At 65.8% G+C, this 18,530-nt stretch carries 20 protein-coding genes and 1 tRNA gene; 11 read left to right on the forward strand and 10 right to left on the reverse strand.

Annotation, left to right across the window (positions count from 1 at the left end; genetic code table 11):
* Positions 1–36: 36 nt before the first annotated feature.
* Positions 37–669: a nucleotidyltransferase family protein gene (locus MUB52_RS06185; protein WP_263843328.1), complete on the forward strand. Its 633-nt coding sequence runs from the start codon at positions 37–39 to the stop codon at positions 667–669.
* Here the strand turns inward: MUB52_RS06185 and MUB52_RS06190 are convergent.
* Both MUB52_RS06190 and MUB52_RS06195 read right to left on the reverse strand, forming a co-directional pair.
* A complete protein-coding gene (locus MUB52_RS06190; RefSeq protein WP_263843329.1) occupies positions 572–1,549 on the reverse strand; it encodes a Hint domain-containing protein in 978 nt (325 codons plus the stop codon). The two genes, MUB52_RS06185 and MUB52_RS06190, sit on opposite strands and share 98 nt — an antisense overlap.
* 583 nt (positions 1,550–2,132) lie before the next feature.
* A tRNA-Leu gene (locus MUB52_RS06195) sits at positions 2,133–2,218 on the reverse strand.
* 184 nt (positions 2,219–2,402) lie between these two features.
* On the opposite strand from MUB52_RS06195, the gene MUB52_RS06200 reads away from it, so the two are divergent.
* Positions 2,403–3,017, forward strand: a complete 615-nt coding sequence (locus MUB52_RS06200) for an exopolysaccharide biosynthesis protein (protein ID WP_263843330.1) — start codon at positions 2,403–2,405, stop codon at positions 3,015–3,017.
* The gene (locus tag MUB52_RS06205) at positions 3,002–3,472 is read left to right on the forward strand and encodes a disulfide bond formation protein B (RefSeq protein WP_263843331.1); all 471 of its coding nucleotides are present in this window, start codon (positions 3,002–3,004) and stop codon (positions 3,470–3,472) included. The genes MUB52_RS06200 and MUB52_RS06205 overlap by 16 nt, the downstream gene beginning before the upstream one ends.
* On the opposite strand, the gene MUB52_RS06210 is transcribed toward MUB52_RS06205, so the two are convergent.
* Positions 3,469–3,894: an Lrp/AsnC family transcriptional regulator gene (locus MUB52_RS06210; protein ID WP_263843332.1), complete on the reverse strand. Its 426-nt coding sequence runs from the start codon at positions 3,892–3,894 to the stop codon at positions 3,469–3,471. The two genes, MUB52_RS06205 and MUB52_RS06210, sit on opposite strands and share 4 nt — an antisense overlap.
* A 111-nt stretch (positions 3,895–4,005) precedes the next feature.
* Between MUB52_RS06210 and rocF the strand changes: the two genes are divergently transcribed.
* Entirely contained in the window at positions 4,006–4,926 is a 921-nt protein-coding gene (gene rocF / locus MUB52_RS06215) for an arginase (RefSeq protein WP_263843333.1), read from the forward strand.
* 30 nt (positions 4,927–4,956) lie between these two features.
* Complete coding sequence (locus tag MUB52_RS06220) at positions 4,957–6,012, forward strand: ornithine cyclodeaminase (protein ID WP_263843334.1); 1,056 nt, start codon at positions 4,957–4,959, stop codon at positions 6,010–6,012.
* A gap of 70 nt (positions 6,013–6,082) precedes the next feature.
* Here MUB52_RS06220 and MUB52_RS06225 read toward each other — a convergent pair whose 3' ends face one another.
* Both MUB52_RS06225 and dksA read right to left on the reverse strand, forming a co-directional pair.
* Positions 6,083–7,231: an FAD-dependent monooxygenase gene (locus tag MUB52_RS06225; protein WP_263843335.1), complete on the reverse strand. Its 1,149-nt coding sequence runs from the start codon at positions 7,229–7,231 to the stop codon at positions 6,083–6,085.
* A 90-nt stretch (positions 7,232–7,321) separates the two neighbouring features.
* Positions 7,322–7,744 carry an RNA polymerase-binding protein DksA gene (gene dksA, locus MUB52_RS06230; protein ID WP_263843336.1) on the reverse strand — a complete coding sequence of 141 codons (423 nt, stop codon included), beginning with the start codon at positions 7,742–7,744 and terminating at the stop codon, positions 7,322–7,324.
* A 168-nt stretch (positions 7,745–7,912) separates the two neighbouring features.
* On the opposite strand from dksA, the gene MUB52_RS06235 reads away from it, so the two are divergent.
* The 6 genes from MUB52_RS06235 to MUB52_RS06260 all read left to right on the forward strand — a co-directional run bounded on the left by MUB52_RS06235 (position 7,913) and on the right by MUB52_RS06260 (position 12,820).
* A complete protein-coding gene (locus MUB52_RS06235; RefSeq protein WP_263843337.1) occupies positions 7,913–8,752 on the forward strand; it encodes an AAA family ATPase in 840 nt (279 codons plus the stop codon).
* A gap of 97 nt (positions 8,753–8,849) precedes the next feature.
* Entirely contained in the window at positions 8,850–9,305 is a 456-nt protein-coding gene (locus tag MUB52_RS06240) for a GNAT family N-acetyltransferase (protein WP_263843338.1), read from the forward strand.
* Complete coding sequence (locus MUB52_RS06245; protein ID WP_404818194.1) at positions 9,302–10,666, forward strand: DUF2927 domain-containing protein; 1,365 nt, start codon at positions 9,302–9,304, stop codon at positions 10,664–10,666. Before MUB52_RS06240 ends, MUB52_RS06245 begins: the two co-directional genes overlap by 4 nt.
* A gap of 16 nt (positions 10,667–10,682) precedes the next feature.
* Entirely contained in the window at positions 10,683–10,850 is a 168-nt protein-coding gene (locus MUB52_RS06250; RefSeq protein WP_263843339.1) for a hypothetical protein, read from the forward strand.
* Positions 10,851–10,857: 7 nt separating this feature from the next.
* Positions 10,858–12,045 (forward strand): vWA domain-containing protein, encoded by a 1,188-nt coding sequence (locus MUB52_RS06255; protein ID WP_263843340.1) that lies wholly within the window; start codon positions 10,858–10,860, stop codon positions 12,043–12,045.
* Positions 12,046–12,130: 85 nt separating this feature from the next.
* Positions 12,131–12,820 (forward strand): M48 family metallopeptidase, encoded by a 690-nt coding sequence (locus MUB52_RS06260; RefSeq protein ID WP_263843341.1) that lies wholly within the window; start codon positions 12,131–12,133, stop codon positions 12,818–12,820.
* Between the two features lie 8 nt (positions 12,821–12,828).
* Here MUB52_RS06260 and MUB52_RS06265 read toward each other — a convergent pair whose 3' ends face one another.
* The 5 genes from MUB52_RS06265 to MUB52_RS06285 all read right to left on the reverse strand — a co-directional run bounded on the left by MUB52_RS06265 (position 12,829) and on the right by MUB52_RS06285 (position 18,447).
* Positions 12,829–13,371, reverse strand: a complete 543-nt coding sequence (locus MUB52_RS06265) for an RSP_2648 family PIN domain-containing protein (protein WP_263843342.1) — start codon at positions 13,369–13,371, stop codon at positions 12,829–12,831.
* A gap of 3 nt (positions 13,372–13,374) precedes the next feature.
* Positions 13,375–14,592, reverse strand: coding sequence for an RSP_2647 family RNA methyltransferase (locus MUB52_RS06270; RefSeq protein ID WP_263843343.1), 1,218 nt, complete (start codon positions 14,590–14,592; stop codon positions 13,375–13,377).
* A 79-nt stretch (positions 14,593–14,671) separates the two neighbouring features.
* Positions 14,672–15,277 carry a DUF6778 family protein gene (locus MUB52_RS06275; RefSeq protein WP_263843344.1) on the reverse strand — a complete coding sequence of 202 codons (606 nt, stop codon included), beginning with the start codon at positions 15,275–15,277 and terminating at the stop codon, positions 14,672–14,674.
* 126 nt (positions 15,278–15,403) lie between these two features.
* Positions 15,404–15,673, reverse strand: coding sequence for a hypothetical protein (locus MUB52_RS06280; protein ID WP_263843345.1), 270 nt, complete (start codon positions 15,671–15,673; stop codon positions 15,404–15,406).
* Complete coding sequence (locus tag MUB52_RS06285; RefSeq protein WP_263843346.1) at positions 15,670–18,447, reverse strand: [protein-PII] uridylyltransferase family protein; 2,778 nt, start codon at positions 18,445–18,447, stop codon at positions 15,670–15,672. The genes MUB52_RS06280 and MUB52_RS06285 overlap by 4 nt, the downstream gene beginning before the upstream one ends.
* Positions 18,448–18,530: the final 83 nt, after the last annotated feature.

Genomic DNA, 18,530 nt, shown 5'->3' on the forward strand with positions numbered 1-18,530 from the left:
GCTTTCGGCGGGTCTGCATTTGCGCTATCAGAGGCCATGACCTCCGATACGGTGAGCGATCTTCCCATCATTCTGTTGGCCGCAGGACAGTCGCGGCGCATGCGCGGTGCAGACAAGCTTCTGGAGGAGGTCGACGGCCTGCCGTTGCTGCGCCGCCAGGCCGAGCTCGCCTCGGCGGTGACGACCGGCCCCGTTCTCGTGGCGCTGCCGCCGGCGCCGCACCCGCGCTATCGGAGCCTCGATGCACTCGCGGTCGACCGTGTTCCGGTTGCTGATGCCGACGAAGGGATGAATGCGAGCCTGCGCACAGCCTTTGCAGCCCTGCCGCGCGGCGCACCGGCTGCGATGCTGCTTCTGGCGGATCTGCCGGAGCTGACGAAAGAGGACTTGAGGGTCGTTCTGCAAGCCATTGATCTCAAACCGGAAGCACTTATCTGGCGTGGCGCGACGGAGGACGGAAAACCAGGCCACCCGATTGTTTTTGCGGCACCGCTTTTCGAGGCCTTCGCGAGTTTGCAGGGCGATGGCGGTGGGCGTGAGGTCGTCGCCAAGGCCGGCAGCCGGGTCGCGCTTATCCCCTTGCCGGGCCAGCACGCCCGCCGTGATCTCGACACACCCGAAGATTGGGCCGCATGGCGGGCTGAGCGGGCGGCGCGGAACAGCCGCTGAGCGCTCGGGTCAGACGTTTCGCTTCGCTCCTTTTGAGCAGCCTGCGCGCAGCGGGATATGACAGCCGGCCGGCTGGGGTTCTCAATTCGGGAAAGAGCTCCTCCAAAGTGCTGCGCTGCGCATGATCCAATCCGCCCAGGCTCTGGTCAGCGGGCTGAAAGCTTTCGGTCCAGGCTCCGTCGGAGAGGATGACCTCGTGCTGCTCGAACATGATGTGAATGTAGGTGATCGCAGGCACAACCGACCGCTGGACCCCGGGCAGGCTCGCCAGATGCTTGGCAGCGACCAGGACCTCGCGCTCCTCAAAGCAGAGTTGCGTTTGGCTGTTTGACACCAGGACCCGGTGGTTGGGGCTGAGCAGCATGTCGCGCGCGGGCAGCCCGGCGCCCAGACATCCCTTCGGGATCATCACCGGCCCAAGGTGTGGCGCGCGCGAAAGCTCCTTCCCGGACAATCTCCGGCGGCCGATCCAGGAGATTGTCCGGAGTCCGTTGTCGCGGGTGATCACACGGTCACCGGGCCGCAAGTCGTCGACCGCGCGCTGCCCGTGCGGCGTGGTGATCAGGGTGCCCGGCGTGAAGCAAATGGGCGTAGCTGCCTTCTGGACCGCCTCCACAATCTCAGCGGCAGGCTCTCGCTTGAACGATTCACTCTGGCCGAGGTGTCGGATGACATCGTCCGACCGGGCGGCAGGCATATCGCGGAGACCGCCACTTTGGTGTGTGGATCGTGGCTGGTCGTCCGCCAGCTGAGTGAGACCTCCCTCTGACAACGCAGTCTCGACGCCGGCGCAATCGTCCTGAGTGATGGCTTCAAGCTGCTCAGAACTCGAAAACGCACCGAGATATGCTGCATTCGGATCGGTGATGCTCTCCCCCATCGTCGTCCTCTATACCGCCAACCACGCCAGACGCGCCTGGCCGGTTCAAAAATCGTACCGTCTCCCCTATCCGACCGCGTCGGCACCGCAGGTACTCAGCGGTGGGATCCTCTTCCGAAAGCGACTGGCCACTCCCACAGCCTGCTCAGAAAAGGATGCGATCTGTTGTACTCAATGCGTCAAAGCCCACAAAGGGGAATTTGCCGGAAACGCTCGCAAATCAACGCGGTAGCAGGGTGCAGCGTGCCGTGGTTGGCCGGACAGGCGACTGCACAAAGTAAGATTGTTTCGCCGCAGATGGCGCGAGATGTTATGCAAACTCGAATGAATTAAGGCAATTGCACCGGCAGCACGACTGCTGTCCCGACCGCACGGTCGAGTTTGCGTTTCCATACCGGCAACAGTGTAACCCGCTATGCGAGTGGAAGATTTTCGCCGGTCGCCGGTGGGTTTCCGCTGCAATTTCAACAAATTCGCGGAATCCTGCCAGGTGGCAGAGTGCCAGACCGTCCTGGCCCTGCCGCGATTCGAGCCCCGTCGCGCGCGGTATACGACCCGCACACCGGGCACGTTGGTGCTGAGGTGGTACCCAAGGCCGGACTCGAACCGGCACGGTATCACTACCGGCGGATTTTGAATCCGCTGCGTCTACCATTCCGCCACTTGGGCACGAAACCGTGCTTACCCAACCTTGAACACGGCGTCTAGCCCAAAGCTCCGCTCTGCAGAGACCGGCGCTTCCACCGCCGCAGCCGTGCCTGCCGCCCGCGCTGGCGCAGCCGTGTCCAATTTGTTAGGCGGTGCAAAGGAGCCTGTGGAATCAATTGGGTGCAGGGCTCAAGGAGATACCCGCGTGACGGCCTACGCCATCAAAGACCTCGCCATTTCAGACCGCCTCGACCAACTGGCGGAAGGCGCGCCCGGCAGTGCGGTCTCGCTTGCCTGGATTCTGGGTCAGCTGCACGAACGGGCCTTTGGCCTGTTTCTTCTCGTGCTCGCGCTGCCCTGCTGCATCCCGTTTCTGTATGGGATTCCGCAGATTGTCGCCTTGCCGCTGATGTTCGTCTCGGCACAGATCCTGATGGGGCGAGAGACACCCTGGCTGCCCGAACGGCTGGCCACCCGAACCGTCGCGGTCGACGGGCTGCGGAACCTCGCGCGCCGCGCCGGCCCGTGGCTCCGCCAGATCGAGGCCTTCAGCCGCCCGCGTCAAACCCAATTGACGCGCGCGCCCCTGGACCGCTTTGTGGGTCTTGCCCTGGTGCTTTTCAGCGCCTCCATTCTCGTCCCCATTCCGGGGACCAATACCGTCCCGGGCTTCGCGGTCGTCCTCGTCTCGATGGGTCTTTTGCAGCGCGATGGCTTGCTGGTAATCCTTGGAACCTTGCTCGGCACCGCCTGGATCGCATCCCTGATTTTTGCCGGGGCGACACTGGCCAGCCTGATCAAAGGATGGATGGGCTTTTGACCCGCAGCCACCTGATCTCTTTGGCTGCGCTGGGATCGGCGGCGCTGCTCATTGGCGCTTTCGCGTTTCAGCATCTGGGTGGGCTCCCACCTTGCGCGCTCTGCATCTGGCAGCGGTATCCGCATGGGGTTGCCGTGCTGATCGGCCTCGTGGCGCTGCGGGTGCAGCACGGCGCTCTGGCTGCCGCGGGCGCGCTTGCCGCCTTTGCCACCGGCGCAGTCGGAGCCTTTCACGTCGGCGTTGAACAAGGCTGGTGGGAGGGACCGACCACCTGTTCGGCAGGCTCGATCCAGGGCCTGAGTGCTGACGACCTGCTGGACCAGATCATGGCTGCCCCGCTGGTGCGCTGTGACGAGATCGCCTGGCAGATGCTGGGCATCAGCATGGCGGGCTGGAACGCGCTTTTGTCCTTCGGGCTCATGGCCCTCTGGCTCGCGGCGCTGCGGCGCATCTAACTGTCCTTTCGGGTGCTCAGCAGGAGGCTCGTTTCACTTGCGGTCACCCCGTCCAGCCGGCGGATCTGGAACAGGATCTGGTCGAAGCGTTCGAGCGTGTCCGTGCCGATCTCGGCGATCACGTCCCACCGGCCATTGGTCGAGTGAACCCGGCGGACCTCGGGCATACCCGACAGCTGCCTCAGAATACGGTCGGTGCCGCGGCCCTCGATGGCGATCATCATCAATCCACGCACCGGGTCGCTGAGCACATCCTGCTTCAGCACCACCGTGAAGCCGAGGACATCGCCTCGCTCGCGCAGTTTCGCCAGCCGGGCGCGGACCGTGGCACGGGTGAGCCCCAGCTCAGCGGCCAGATCAGAGAGCGAGGCGCGCGCATCGTGCCGCAGCGCACCGATGAGTCGCCTGTCCATATCATCCATACTGAGTGTCCAATCTGTTCAGCTGGAGAACAATATGATCAAAATGATCGCTTGTCTATCGCACGAAACGATCACTACCTTGGCGCGACCTGTTTCGAGATGGAGCCTCTGATGACACCACAGACCTGCATTCTGTATGGCGCGCCGATGGACAGCGGCAAGCGCCGCCGCGGCTGCCTGATGGGTCCGGATGCCTACCGCACCGCGGGGCTGGCCGAGGCGTTGCAGGGCCTGGGCCATCGGGTCGAAGACCGTGGCAATGTTGGGCCCGCCGCCTTCACGCCCGCGCCTCATGCGCGCCTGCACGCGTTGGAAGAGACCATCGCCTGGACCACGGCGCTTGCCGATGCCGCGGAACGCGGGTTGCAAGAGGGTGTGCCGATCTTCATGGGGGGCGATCACGCGCTGGCTCTGGGCACCGTGCTCGGCGCGATGCGCCATGCGGACGCCGAGGGGCGCCCGCTCTTCGTGCTCTGGCTCGACGCGCATAGCGACTTCCACACCCCTGCCACAACCGACACCGGCAACCTTCATGGCACGCCCCTGGGCTATGTCACGGGCCGCCCCGACTTCGACGGCTTCCCGGCGATCGGTACACCCCTGCCGCAGGAGAACATCGCCATCATCGGCCTGCGCTCGGTCGACAGCGCCGAACGTGCCGCGCTGCAGGAGACGACGATCCAGCGTGTTGATATGCGCGAGATCGACGAGACCGGAATCGCCAGGCCGCTGGCCCGCTTTCTTGACCGGGTGACGGCAGCCAACGGGATGCTGCACGTGTCCCTCGACGTCGATTTCCTCGACCCGAGCGTGGCCCCTGCCGTGGGCACCACCGTACCCGGCGGCGCCACCATCCGCGAGGCGCATCTGGTCATGGAGATGCTGCATGACAGCGGCCTGATGACCTCGCTCGATCTGGTCGAACTCAACCCCTTCCTGGACGAGCGCGGGCGCACGGCCCAGGTGATGGTCGATCTGGCCGCCTCTGCCCTGGGGCGCCGGGTCTTCGACCGCCCCACCCGCGCCTATTGATCCGGCGCGACGCAACAAAAGGACATCTGCATGACCCAAACTGCCCCGTCCGAAAAGGCGCTCGTGCCTTTCGTCTCGGTCGACAACATGATGCGGCTGATCCACCGCATCGGCATCGAGGAGATGCTGCGCGGCCTTGCCGAGTACATCGAAGCGGATTTCAAGCGCTGGCATCTCTTTGACAAGACGCCGCGCGTCGCCAGCCACTCTGCTGAAGGGGTGATCGAGCTCATGCCCACCTCCGACGGCGAGGTCTATGGCTTCAAATACGTCAACGGGCACCCGAAGAACACGGCGGACGGGCTGCAGACCGTCACCGCCTTCGGTCTGCTCGCGGATGTGGCCTCGGGGTATCCGGTGTTGCTGAGCGAGATGACCATGCTGACCGCCATGCGCACCGCCGCCACATCGGCGGTGGTCGCCCGCCTGCTGGCGCCTCGGGCCAGCACCGTCATGGCGATGATCGGCAATGGCGCCCAGTCGGAGTTTCAGACCCTGGCGATGAAGGCGATCTGCGGGCTGGAGGAGGTTCGGCTCTTCGACATCGACGCCGAGGCCACCCGGAAGTGCGCAGCCAATCTCGCTGGCCTGGGCGTGACCGTGACGGAGTGCAGCAGCGCCGAAGAGGCCATACTGGGCGCGCAGATCATCACCACCTGCACCGCCGACAAGCAATATGCGACAATCCTGACCGACAACATGATCGGATCGGGCGTGCATATCAACGCCATCGGCGGCGACTGCCCCGGCAAGACCGAGCTTGCGCCCGCCATTCTGCATCGCGCCGAGATTTTTGTGGAATACCCCGAGCAGACCCGGATCGAAGGCGAAATCCAGCAGCTGGCCGATGATCATCCGGTGACGGAGATCTGGCAGGTGCTGACGGGCAAGGCTGAGGGCCGGCGCGCGGAGGAACAGATCACGCTCTTCGACTCCGTCGGGTTTGCCATCGAGGATTTTTCGGCCCTGCGCTACGTGCGTGACCAATTGGACCGCACCGGACTTTACGATGCACTCGATATGCTGGCCGACCCGGACGACCCGCGCGACCTCTTCGGCATGCTGCAGCGCTCACGGCCGAGCTAAACCGTTTTGGGCGTGCCCAAAACCGAATGATGGCATGCGCGCCGCAGGCGCGCTCCGCCGGATCAGGAGATCATCGCGCGGTCACGTCGTGGCCGTAGACCCAGTCGAACTGCCGCATCATCAGCCCCGGGGCGATCCGGCTGCCGAGCGACAGACCGAGATGGGCCAGCTGTCGCACCGGGCCATGGCGCAGATGATACTTCCAGGCGTTGGTGCTGGCCGCGTCGATCACCTTGACCGCCCGGGTCCGCCGCACCGACTGATACTGTTCTGCCGCAGTGCCGGCCGCGAGACAGGCGGCGAGCACCCAGGCATCCTCCAACGCAAGGTTTGCGCCCTGCGCAAGGAACGGCAGCGTCGGATGCGCCGCATCGCCCAGCAGCGCCACATTGCCATGCATCCAGCGCTCCGCCACCGGGTGACGGAAAAGCCCCCAGCGGCTGACCTGCTGCACCTTCGCCAGAAGGTCGGCGACCGGCCCGCCAAAATCCGCAAAGACGTCGCGCAGGACATCCGGATCGTCCTCGTGATGCCAGCCTTCATCCGCCCAGGCCTCCCGCTCCTCTACAGCGACGAGGTTCATCATGCTGCCGCCCCGCAACGGATAGCTGACCACGTGGCGCCCGGGCCCCATCGAAACCCGCACCTCCGGTGCCGGATCACGCGCAGGCACCGTCGCGCGCCAGGCCACCTGGCCGGTGAATGCGGCCCGCGAGCCCGGAGAGACCGCCGGGCGCCCGACCGAGTGGATCCCGTCGGCGCAGATGATCACCTCGGCGTCCGCATCTTCTCCGCTCGCACGCGTGAGCCGGGGTGTCGCGCCAGGCGCAATCGCCGTCACCGCCTGTCCCAGCTGCAACGCCACACCTGCGTCCCGCGCCGCCTGTGCGAGCACACTGACCAGATCGTGGCGGTGCACGAAGAGATAGGTCTGATCGCGCAGCCGGCGCAAATCCAGGCGCGCCACCTCTCGGCCGGCCTTGTAGTCGGCCAGGACAACGGCCTCCGCCGCCACGGCGCCGCGATCCAGAAGCGCTGTCTCCAGCCCCAGCGCCCGCAGCACGGCCAGCCCGTTGGGGCTGACTTGCAGGCCCGCGCCGACCTCCCGGATCTCGGGCGCCCGCTCGTAGAGGGTGACTGCAACACCCCGGCGCGCCAGTGCCGTAGCGCAGGCCAGGCCACCGATGCCCCCGCCGACGACAATCGCTGTCCCGATCACGACGGGCCCTCAAAACAAAAACGCCGAAGCCCTCGCTTCGGCGTTTTCGCGGTCGATGGTATGTCTTCGGTCAAGGCGATCCTGATGAGGTCAGTCGTCCCGATGGACCTTCTCGCGGCGCTCGTGCCGCTCCTGCGCCTCGAGGCTCATGGTTGCGATCGGACGCGCATCGAGCCGCTTGAGCGAAATCGGCTCGCCGGTCACCGAGCAATACCCGAATTCGCCCTCGTCGATGCGGCGCAGGGCCCCGTCGATCTTGCTCACCAGCTTGCGCTGGCGGTCGCGGGTGCGCAGCTCCAGCGCGCGGTCGGTCTCTTCCGAGGCGCGGTCGGCCACGTCGGGAATATTGCGCGTGCCATCCTGCAGACCTTCGATGGTGTCGCGGCTGCCAGCCAGAAGCTCGGCGCGCCAGTTCAGCAGCTTGCGGCGGAAATACTCAACCTGCCGTTCGTTCATGAACGGCTCGTCTTCTGCCGGACGGTAATCATCCGGCAGAAACAGTTCCTGTTTCATCGGCTTCCCCTCAACATGGCTAACATCTGTCATTCGCTACTTGTCCCTAGGCCAAGTGCCCCCGTGGGGCACGATCTACCGCACGTCATTTCGATTGTCACTACACAATACGGCAGAAATACCGCTAAAAGCATCACAACTCGGAGCGTCACAAGGGGTTGACACGACATGAAATTCCAAGGCACCGCCGATTACATCGCAACAGACGATCTGACGATCGCAGTGAATGCAGCGGTGACGCTGGAGCGACCGCTTCTCGTGAAAGGCGAACCCGGCACCGGCAAGACCGAACTGGCGCGCCAGGTCAGCGCCGCACTTGATCTGCCCATGATTGAGTGGAACATCAAATCCACAACCCGCGCGCAGCAGGGCTTGTACGAATATGACGCCGTCAGCCGCCTGCGCGACAGCCAGCTGGGCGACGCGCGCGTGCATGACGTGGCCAACTACATCCGCAAGGGCAAGCTCTGGGAGGCGTTCGAGGCGGATCAGAAAGTGGTGCTGCTGATCGACGAGATCGACAAGGCGGATATCGAGTTCCCGAACGATCTTCTGCAGGAGCTCGATAAGATGGAGTTCTTCGTCTACGAGACCGGCGAGACGATCCGGGCGCGGCACCGGCCCATCGTGATCATCACGTCGAACAACGAAAAGGAACTGCCCGATGCGTTCCTGCGCCGCTGCTTCTTTCACTACATCCGTTTTCCCGATATGGAGACGCTGCGCGCGATTGTCGAGGTCCACTTCCCCGGCATCAAGGATAGCTTGCTGACCACGGCGCTCACCCAGTTCTATGAGGTTCGCGACCAGGCCGGGCTGAAGAAAAAACCCTCCACCTCCGAGGTGCTCGACTGGTTGAAGCTGCTTCTGGCCGAAGATCTGAGCGCCGAAGACCTCAAGACCTCGGGTGCCAACGCCCTTCCGAAGCTGCACGGCGCGCTGCTGAAGAACGAGCAGGATGTGCATCTCTTCGAGCGCCTGGCCTTTCTGGCACGCAGCGGACGCTGAGGCCCCGGGTTTGACAGCGCCTGTCCTTCGCGGCACAGTGCGTCTGTGATGATCTGCGGCACCAAGATCGCGGACAAGAGCTTAGGCAGGCAAGACAATGACAGATCCGGGGACGGTATCCCTGCGCCCTTTGCGCGCGGCGGACAAGGCGGAGTGGGCGGACCTCTGGACGGCGTATCTCGCCTTCTATGAGACATCGCGGCCCGCGGACCTCTACGACCTCTATTTCGAGCGGCTTCTCGGAGACGATCCGCAGGACTACGCCTGTATCGTTGCGGAAGCGGGCGGGCGTCTGGTCGGTCTCACCCACTATCTGTTCCACCGCCACGGCTGGTCGGAAGAAAACGTGTGCTATCTTCAGGATCTCTACGCCGTGCCCGAGGTGCGCGGCCAAGGCGTTGGCCGAGCCCTGATCGAGGCGGTCTATGCCGCGGCGGATGCCGCAGGTGCCCCCGGTGTCTACTGGCTGACACAGGACTTCAACACCACCGCGCGCCAGCTCTATGACCGCATCGGCGTGAAGACGCCCTTCATCAAATACAACCGTCGATGATGCGCCGCCTGCTCCTGCCGTTCGTGCTGCTGCTTGGCGCCTGCGTTCCCGTCACCGAGGGCAACACCCCGTCGCGGGCAGTGATCGCCGACAGCACCCTGCCCCCAATGAAGACCTTCGGCCGTGCCGAGATCTTCCGCCCGCCGCTGGACAACGCCACGCTTGTGCAGGACTTTCTGGACCTCTCGTTCCAGTTGGAAAGCGGGAGGCCGCTGCCGGTCCTGACCCGGTTCGAAGGCCCCATCAGCCTGCGGGTGACGGGCGCGCCGCCTCCGACCCTCGCCGCGGATCTTGGACTGCTGCTGGCACGGCTGCGCACCGAGGCCGGCATTGACATCCGCACCACCACCCGGCCGGAGGCGAGCATCACGATCGAGGCGGTGTCGCGCGCGGATATCCGCCGCGTGCTGCCGCAAGCCGCCTGTTTCGTCGTGCCCAATGTCGGATCGCTCCGGGAGTATCGCGGCGCGCGGCGCAATCCGCGGACGAATTGGGCCCAGCTCACAACCCGTGACCGGATCGCCATCTTTGTGCCGCGGGACGCGAGCCCGCAGGAAACCCGCGATTGCCTGCATGAGGAGCTGGCGCAGGCGCTCGGCCCGCTGAACGATCTCTACCGTCTGCCCAACTCAGTTTTCAACGATGACAATGTGCACACTGTGCTGACGCATTTCGACATGCTGATGCTGCGGGCGACCTACGCGCCAGAACTGCGCTCCGGCATGTCGCGGTCGCAGGTGGCAGAGCGGCTCCCGGCCATCTTCGCCCGGCTCAACCCCGCGGGACAAACCGGCCCGCGTCCGCGCGCAGCACCAACCCCACAGGCGTGGCGCGAAGCCATTCAGACTGCGCTTGGCCCCCGCAGCGGGGAAGCCGCGCGCCGCACGGCAGCCCGGCAGGCGGTCGCGATTGCCGAACAGCAGGGCTGGCGCGACAGCCGCCGGGGTTTTGCGCACTATGCTCTGGGTCGGGCCCTTCAAGGCACCGATCCGGTCGCGGCACGGCGCCAGTATCTCGTGGCCGACGGCTTTTATGCCCGCTCCGCCTCGACCCGGCTGCACCGCGCCTATGTCGCCACCCAACTGGCCGCCTACGACCTCGCCGCCGGTGACGGCCCCGCCGCGCTGCGTCGCATCGCCCCGCATCTCGGACCTGCGCGGGCCGCACAGAACGCATCGCTGCTCGCGACGCTGCAACTGATGCGCGCCGAAGCGCTCGATCTGACGGGGCGGCAGGCCGAAGCCTCCAGCGTCCGTCTGGACAGTCTGGGATGGGCGCGCTACGGGTTCGGCCCAGACTGGGCGGTCCGGGCGAAACAGCGTGAAATCGCGACTTTGACCCCGCAAAACCCGCCCGCGTGAGCTGACGAGGACTCTGATGATCGGGATCGGAATCACCCTGCTGGGTGCAGTGATTGGCGGTGTGACCGCGGCCCGCCGCAAGGGCAACCGCAAGGATATTGCGCAATACGCGGCGGTCTATGCGCTGATCTTTACGCTGGTCTATCTGGTCGTCTCTATTATCGGCCTGCGCGTGTTGCTATAAGCACCGGATGTTCCTGCCCTTCTTCGACGCCCTGCGCAAAGCCGCCGTCCCTGTGTCCCTGCGGGAGTTTCTGTCCTTCCTCGAAGGGCTTCAAGCGGGCCTGGCCACCTATGACGTCGAGGCATTCTACTACCTCGCCCGCATCACGCTGGTGAAGGACGAACGCAACATCGACAAATTCGACCAGGCCTTTGCCGCGGCCTTTTCAGGCCTCGATCAGATCACGGCCGAGGAGGTGCTTGAGGCCGTCGATATCCCGCGCGACTGGCTTGAAAAGATGGCCGAAAAGCACCTGAGCCCTGAGGAACAGGCCGAAATCGAAGCCCTGGGCGGGTTCGACAAGCTGATGGAGACGCTGAAAAAACGCCTGGAAGAGCAGCGGGGCCGCCACCAGGGCGGCAACAAGTGGATCGGCACCGCCGGCACCTCGCCCTTCGGCGCCTACGGCTACAACCCCGAAGGCGTGCGCATCGGGCAGGACCGCTCGCGCCATCAGCGCGCCACCAAGGTCTGGGACAAGCGCGAATTCCGCAACCTCGACGACACGGTTGAGCTCGGCACCCGCAACATCAAGGTGGCGCTCAAACGCCTGCGCCGCTGGGCCCGGGACGGTGCCGAGGAAGAGCTGGACCTGAACGGCACCATCCGCGCCACGGCCGAGCACGGCTATCTCGACGTGAAAACCCGCCCAGAGCGGCGCAACGCCGTCAAGGTGCTGCTGTTTCTGGACGTCGGCGGCTCCATGGACCCCCATGTGAAAGTGGTCGAGGAGCTGTTCTCCGCTGCGCGCGCCGAGTTCAAGCACATGGAATACTACTACTTCCACAACTGCATCTACGAAGGGCTCTGGCGCGACAACCGCCGGCGCTGGGACGCCCAGACGCCGACGCACGAGGTGCTGCATACCTACGGGGCGGACTACAAATGCATCATCGTGGGTGATGCGTCGATGTCGCCGTACGAGATCGCCTACCCCGGCGGGGCCAACGAGCACTGGAACGCAGAGAGCGGCGCCACCTGGCTTGCGCGTCTGCGTGCGCAATGGCCCGCCACGCTCTGGATCAACCCCGTGCCCGAGAAATACTGGCCCTACACGCAGTCCATCTCGATGATTCAAGAGGTGATTGGCCCCGATGCAATGGTGCCGATGACCCTCTCCGGTATCGAGGCAGGCATGAAGATCCTCAGCCGCTGACCGGGCCTTCTTCTTCTGGCCAAAAATATCCCCGCCGGAGGCGCCGGAACTTGCCGCCGACGCGGCCGGGTCCCATATTCATCCCATGATCAAATTCACGCCGATCCTTCTTGCGATCCTCTACGGGCTGGTCATGTACCGCTTTTCCGCATGGCGGACGGCCAAGCAGCTTGACGCGCGCTCGACCGAGCTTGCGGATCCTCAGCTCAAGAAGCTAATGGACCGGATGGCCGCTGCGCTGGAATTGCCGCGCATCCGCGTGCACATCTACGAGATCGACCCGGTGAACGGCCTCGCTGCGCCCGATGGGCGCATCTTCATCACCCGGGGGTTCTACAATCGGTTTCGCAGCGGCGAGGTGACCGGCGAAGAGATGGCCAGCGTCATTGCCCATGAGATGGGTCATGTGGCCCTGGGCCATTCCCGCCGGCGGATGATCGACTTTTCCGGGCAGAACGCGCTGCGCACCGCGCTTGCGATGGTGCTCGGCCGCTTCATCCCCGGGGTCGGTGTCTGGATTGCGGGCATGCTCACCAGCCTGCTGGCTGCGCGCCTCTCGCGCTCCGACGAATATGAAGCCGACGCCTATGCCGCGGCGCTTCTGACCAAGGCGGGCATTGGCCTCGACCCCCAGATCAGCCTGTTTCAGAAGCTCGATGCGCTGACCCAGCAGAATGGCGGCACAATGCCCGCGTGGCTCATGAGCCATCCCAAGACCGAGGACCGGATCGCGGCCCTCAGGGCGCTGGAAGCCAAATGGGTGCCGGCCGACTGAGAGCGCCCTTACCCGGTCAGGGCCTTCGCGAGGCGCGGCAGGCGGGCTTTCTTGAGCAGCGCGCGCATCGCCCACGGCTGTCCCGACAGGCGCTCCGCCTCGTCGCGCACGGTGTTGGCGACTTCTGCGACCACCCCAGGATCGGCCCGCCAAAGTCGGTACAGATGCTCATCCGGGGTCAATCGTATCAGCCCTTCTTCGAACAAGATGCCTCTCGGGAAATCTTTTGCATTCAAAGTCATGATGCCCACACTTGATGTAGAGATCGCTGTTGCCAGCACGTGTATGTCATGCGCGTCCGGCAGCCAGAGCCGCGCTTCGAGATGCGGCGCTGCAGCGGCCCCCGCCCTCGGCCATTTGGCCCGCACCAAGGCGATTTCGGCCCGCGCCTGCGCCTCGCCTGCCGGCCCGAGCTTTTGCGCCGCCCGGCCCCACTCTTCAAGGATTCGCGCAGACCAGACAGGCTCGAAGGCGCCGGTCGCGGCGACACCCAGAAGCATCTCCCGCATCACGGTCGGGTAGAGCACGCAGGCATCGAGCGTGATTTTCATGGCTCAAACCCGGAAGAACAACGCTTTGAGATAGCCGCTTTCCGCCAGTTGCGGGACCTGCGGATGATCCGGGCCGGCAAAGCCCGTGTGGATCAGCACGGCGCGCCGCCCCGCGCGCCCGATGCCGCGCGCGCTCGCACCACGGAAGGCTGCGAGATCTGCCGCATGCGAGCAGGAACACAATCCCAGTATCCCGTTTTCCGCCACCAGCGGCGCTGCAAGCCGGGCAATTCGCTCGTAGGCGCGCAGACCTGCATCGAGAGCAGCGCGCGAGGGCGCAAAGGCTGGCGGGTCGCAGATCACCACGTCGAACGCCGCACCCTCTGCGCGCAGGGCCGCCAGCACCTCGAAGGCATCGCCCTGCCGTGTCTCGAACCGATCCGAGACACCGGCCGCCGCCGCTCCCGCCCGGGCCAGCTCAAGCGCGGGCTCCGATCCGTCGACGGCCAGTGCCGAGGCGGCCCCACCCGCCAGCGCCGCGAGGGAGAAGCCGCCCACATGGCTGAAGACGTCGAGCACGCGCGCGCCGCGCGCGAGGCGGGCGGCGAAGGCATGGTTCGGGCGCTGATCGAAGAACAGCCCGGTCTTCTGCCCGCCGGTCACATCTGCCATGTAGGTGGCCCCGTTCATGGGCACCGGGATGGGCGCAGTCGGTGCGGGCCCGCTCAGCACGCCGGAGCGATCGTTCAGACCTTCGAGGCCGCGGGTTCGGCCCGAGGCATTCTTCAACACCACTTTGGCGTCAAGCGTCGATTGCAGCGCCGCTGTCAGCGGGTCGAGACAGGTTTCAGCCCAGGCGGCATTGGGCTGGATGACGCAGAGATCGCCAAACCGGTCGATCACCACACCGGGCAGCCCATCGGCTTCGGCGTGGATCAACCGGTAGAAGGGCGCATCGAAGAGCTGCGCGCGCAGCGCCAGCGCGCGCACCAGCCGGCCCTCGAACCACGCCTGGTCGATCCGAGCCTCCGGGCGGGTGTCAAGCATGCGCGCGATGATCTTCGAGTGGGGATTGACCCCCACGACCCCCATCGGCTGGCGCTTGTCGTCTTCGAGCACTGCGAGAGTACCGGGGGCCAGCGCCTTTGTGCGGCGATCCGTCACCAGCTCGTTGGCATAGACCCAGGGAAAGCCGTGCCGGAGGGCGCGCGCGTTGGCTTTGGGTTTCAGACGAACCACCGGGCGGACGGCCTGGGCGGAAAAGGAAGAAGCTGCTGTCATGGCCCCCTTCCTCTAGTCGGTTCCGGGCCGCTGTGAAAGCTCGGAGTGGTGTGCAGGCCGCTCGGCTCAGCTCCGCCGCTTAGGCGCCAGGTGCGACCAACTCTGTTTGAATCACGTGCGCGAGATGATCGGTGATCCGCACTTTCTGAGTCAGCCCCTCACGTTCCGCATCCAGCGCGCGCTGCCCGCCGAAGCCCCTGAGGTTGGCCTTCACCACACGGCGATCACCCAAGGGTACGCCGGTCTCGGCATGGCGCAGAGAGAACGCGAAGCGGATCGCGTGCACGCCACCCACGGTGTAGCGGGCCTTCTCGGTCAAGGCGTGGAAGCGCAGCACCTCGATGTCCAGCACGGCCGGTGTGCCGCGCGACATCGCGGCTGTCCCGCGGGCCATCGCCGTCTCGAAAATCGCCTGCACCTGCGCATGACGGTCGCCCGGTGCGTCGCCGCGCCAGACGATGTCGCCGGAGGGGTAGTACCTGTTGGCCTCGGACACCTGCAAGGCGTCCGGAACCTGAACGTTCACCGCCCGGATATGGAGCGGCTGGTGCTGCGCCGGACCTGACGCGGCCTCCGGGGGCGCGACACTGTCAAAAAGCGCACCGCGGCTTGCGCTATCTGGCACCGCGCATCCCGCCATCAGCACGGCGAGCCCCACCGCCGCGCCTGTTCTCATCGGTGTCATAAGTGTCTCCGCACTCGGGGCGACTTCTGCCTGCCAGAGGTTTGTTGCAGAGGGGTCTAGCGGCCGACTGCGGCTCAATTGTGACGAATTTTAGGTAAAACTGACGCGAATGCCCGTCAAAATGCATCAGTTGCGCGGCCGCGAGCGCCATCCGCCGCGCCGCCGCGGTGCAGCCATACCGCCGAGCCCTTCGGTCATGACTTCCGTCATCGGATGATCGGGATGCGCCGCGCCGTAGCGGGTCAGCAGCGCTTTGAGGACCAGCCCGGTGTCTTGTTCGAGCGACAGGCTCAGCGCCCAGTCGAGGAAGATCGAGCGGCATTCGCTCTTGCTGATGCCGTCAATGCGATAGGCCTCGAGGATAAGTCCCTTCGGGTCGTTCTCGTCCCCCTTCATGTGGCACCGCCCGCGGTCAGGGCTGCGTCGATATAGGCCGCAGATGCGGCGTAATCCGCTGCGAGTTTGCTTTCGAGATCCGACATCCGCTCCTCCCCCAGCGTACGCAGCAGGAAGGCGTGGCCGGATGGGCCCAGGGCCTCCGCGTCCAGTGGCCGGTCCGACAGCAGCTGCACCGCCTGATGTAGACGCGAGTAGAACGCGTGAAACTCGGTGAGGGCCATGCCCGATGCGTCATTAAGGAGCCCGGCTGCGACAGCGGCGCGCAGGCCGGCCTCGGTCTGGCCGCTGGTGTCGCCCTGCAACAGCGCACCAGCCTGCGCCAGCAGCTCGATTTCCTGCAGCCGTCCCGGCCCGCGCTTGGCATCCCAAAGCCCGGTCGGGATCTTCGCCGCCCGAATGCGATCGCGCATGTCACGCACCTCGGCAAGCACTTTCTCCTGCGCGCGGGGCTGGCGCAAAAGATCCTGCCGGAACGCCTCGACATCCGCGGCAAGATCGGCAGGCCCCGCCACAACAGAGGCGCGGGTCAGCGCGAGGTGCTCCCACACCCAGGCCTGGTCTGCCTGATAGCTCTGGAACGCGGGCCAGCTCGTCGCGACAGGGCCCTGATTGCCGGAGGGTCGCAAGCGCATGTCGACTTCATAGAGCCGGCCCTGCGCCATCGGGGCCGTCAGCGCGGTGATCAGGGCCTGCGTCAGCCGCGCATAGTAGAGCCGGCTCGAGAGCGGCTTTGCGCCCTGCGAGGCCTCTTCGCCCTGCGGATCGTAGATCACGATGAGATCGAGGTCCGAGCCCGCGTTCAGCCGCCCTGCCCCGAGCGAGCCCATGCCAAGCACCACCGCGCCGCGCCCCGGCGGCGGGCCGTGCCGCGCGGCAAACTGCGCGGTCACGAGCGGCCAGAGCACCACAAGGACGGCGCGCGCGAGGTCTGCGTATTGTTGCGCGGCGGTCTCCGCCTCGATCAGACCGCGCAGCAGGTGCACACCGACGCGGAAATGCCACTCCTTGGCCCATCGCCGGATCGCATCGAGCCGTGTCTCATAATCGGCCTCGGCCTCCAGCCGCGCCTGGAGCAGTTGCGCCAGCCCCTCCTGCCCCGGCCAGTCGGTGAAGAAGTCGCCGCCGATGACCGCATCGAACACGCCTGCATTGCGCGACAGATACTGGGCCAGTTCGGGGGATGTGCCGGTGATGTCGATCAGCAGGTCTGTCAGCTGCGGGTTGGCTTCGAGCAGCGAAAAGAGCTGAACGCCCGCCGGCAGCCCCGACAGGAACCCGTCAAAGGCCAAGAGCGCCTCCTCGGGCCGCGACGACTGCGCCAGCCGGGCCAGCAGATCGGGGCGCAGCCGCTCGAATATCGCCCGGCTGCGTTCACTGCGCAGGGCCGGGTAGCTCCGCCAGCGGGTGAGAAGGTCGTGCTCGACATCGGCGGTTGCCGGGCCTGCGGGTTTCGACGGGGCGAAAAACTGCTCCATCGTGTCATGCACCGTCTGCAGCCGCTCGGTCAGCTCGGCTTCGAGCGCGCTGCGGTCGCGATCCATCAGACAGGCCAGCCGGTCAAAGCCCTCCGGACTGCGCGGAAGGCTGTGGGTCTGGGCGTCGTTAACCATCTGCAAGCGGTGCTCGACCGTTCGGTGTGCCACGTAGTGCTCGGCCAGCATGTCCGCGGTCTCGTCCGGAACCCAGCCCTTGGCGGCCAGCGCGCGCAGCCCGTCCACCGTGCCGCGCACCCGCAAATCCGGGTCGCGCCCGCCTGCGATCAGCTGCCGCGTCTGCGTGAAGAACTCGATCTCGCGGATGCCGCCGCGGCCCAGCTTCATATTGTGCCCCGGCAGGGTGATCGGCCCGCCCAAGCCCTTGTGCTCGCGGATCGCAAGCCGCATGTCATGGGCGTCCTGAATGGCCGCGAAATCGAGGTGGCGGCGCCAGACGAAGGGCGACAGATCGTCGAGAAACCGTTGTCCGGCCACCCCGTCCCCCGCCGCGAGCCGCGCCTTGATGTAGGCCGCGCGCTCCCATGTCCGGCCGAGGCTTTCATAGTAGCGCTCGGCCGCCTCCATCGCGATGCAGACCGGTGTGACCGCGGGATCGGGCCGCAGCCGCAGATCCGTGCGAAAGACATAGCCCTCGGGCGTGATCTCGCTGAGCATCGCCGTCATCGCGCGGGTTGCCCGCACGAAGCTGGACCGGGCCTCGTAGAAGTCGTCGGGATCGAAGCGTGTCTCGTCGAAGAGGCAGATCAGATCGATGTCGGAGGAATAGTTGAGCTCGCCCGCGCCCATCTTGCCCATGGCGAAGACGCACATGCCGGCGGCGTCCTCGAGGTCGTCTTCGGTGGCGCCGGGCAGCTTGCGGCGCCGGATCTGCACGGCGAGGGCCGCGCGCAGCGCGGATTGGCAGGCGGCATCGGCAAAGGCGGTCAGCGTGCCGGTTACCTGCCCCAACGGCCAGGCGCCTCCGAGGTCGGCCAGCGCGGTCATCACCGCCACCCGGCGCTTGGTCTGGCGCAAGCCGCGCGGCAGATCCTCATCAGGCAAATCGCGCAGCGCTGCAATCTGGTCGGCAAGCGCCGCGTCCGGACGGGTCAAGGCCTCCATCAGCCATTCCGCCTCCCTTTGCACAAGCGACAAGAGGTACGGGCTCGATCCCGCGGCCCCGTGCACAAGAGCGCGCAACTCGGGGGTAAGGCCGGGCAGCGCAGCGACGCCTTCCGCGCCCCGTTCAGGGTCGAAGGCACGCGGGCAGCGTGTCATTTCGGCGGCCAGACTCATGACGCAGGCTTAGCCAGAGATGCGGGCGGGGTCAAAGCTTCGATGGGGTCCACCAGAGCATCGGTACGGGGTTTCGTCGCTCC

Origin of the sequence: Roseobacter sinensis (assembly GCF_025755255.1) — a bacterium.
In the GTDB taxonomy this organism is placed as follows: Bacteria; Pseudomonadota; Alphaproteobacteria; order Rhodobacterales; family Rhodobacteraceae; genus Roseobacter; species Roseobacter sinensis.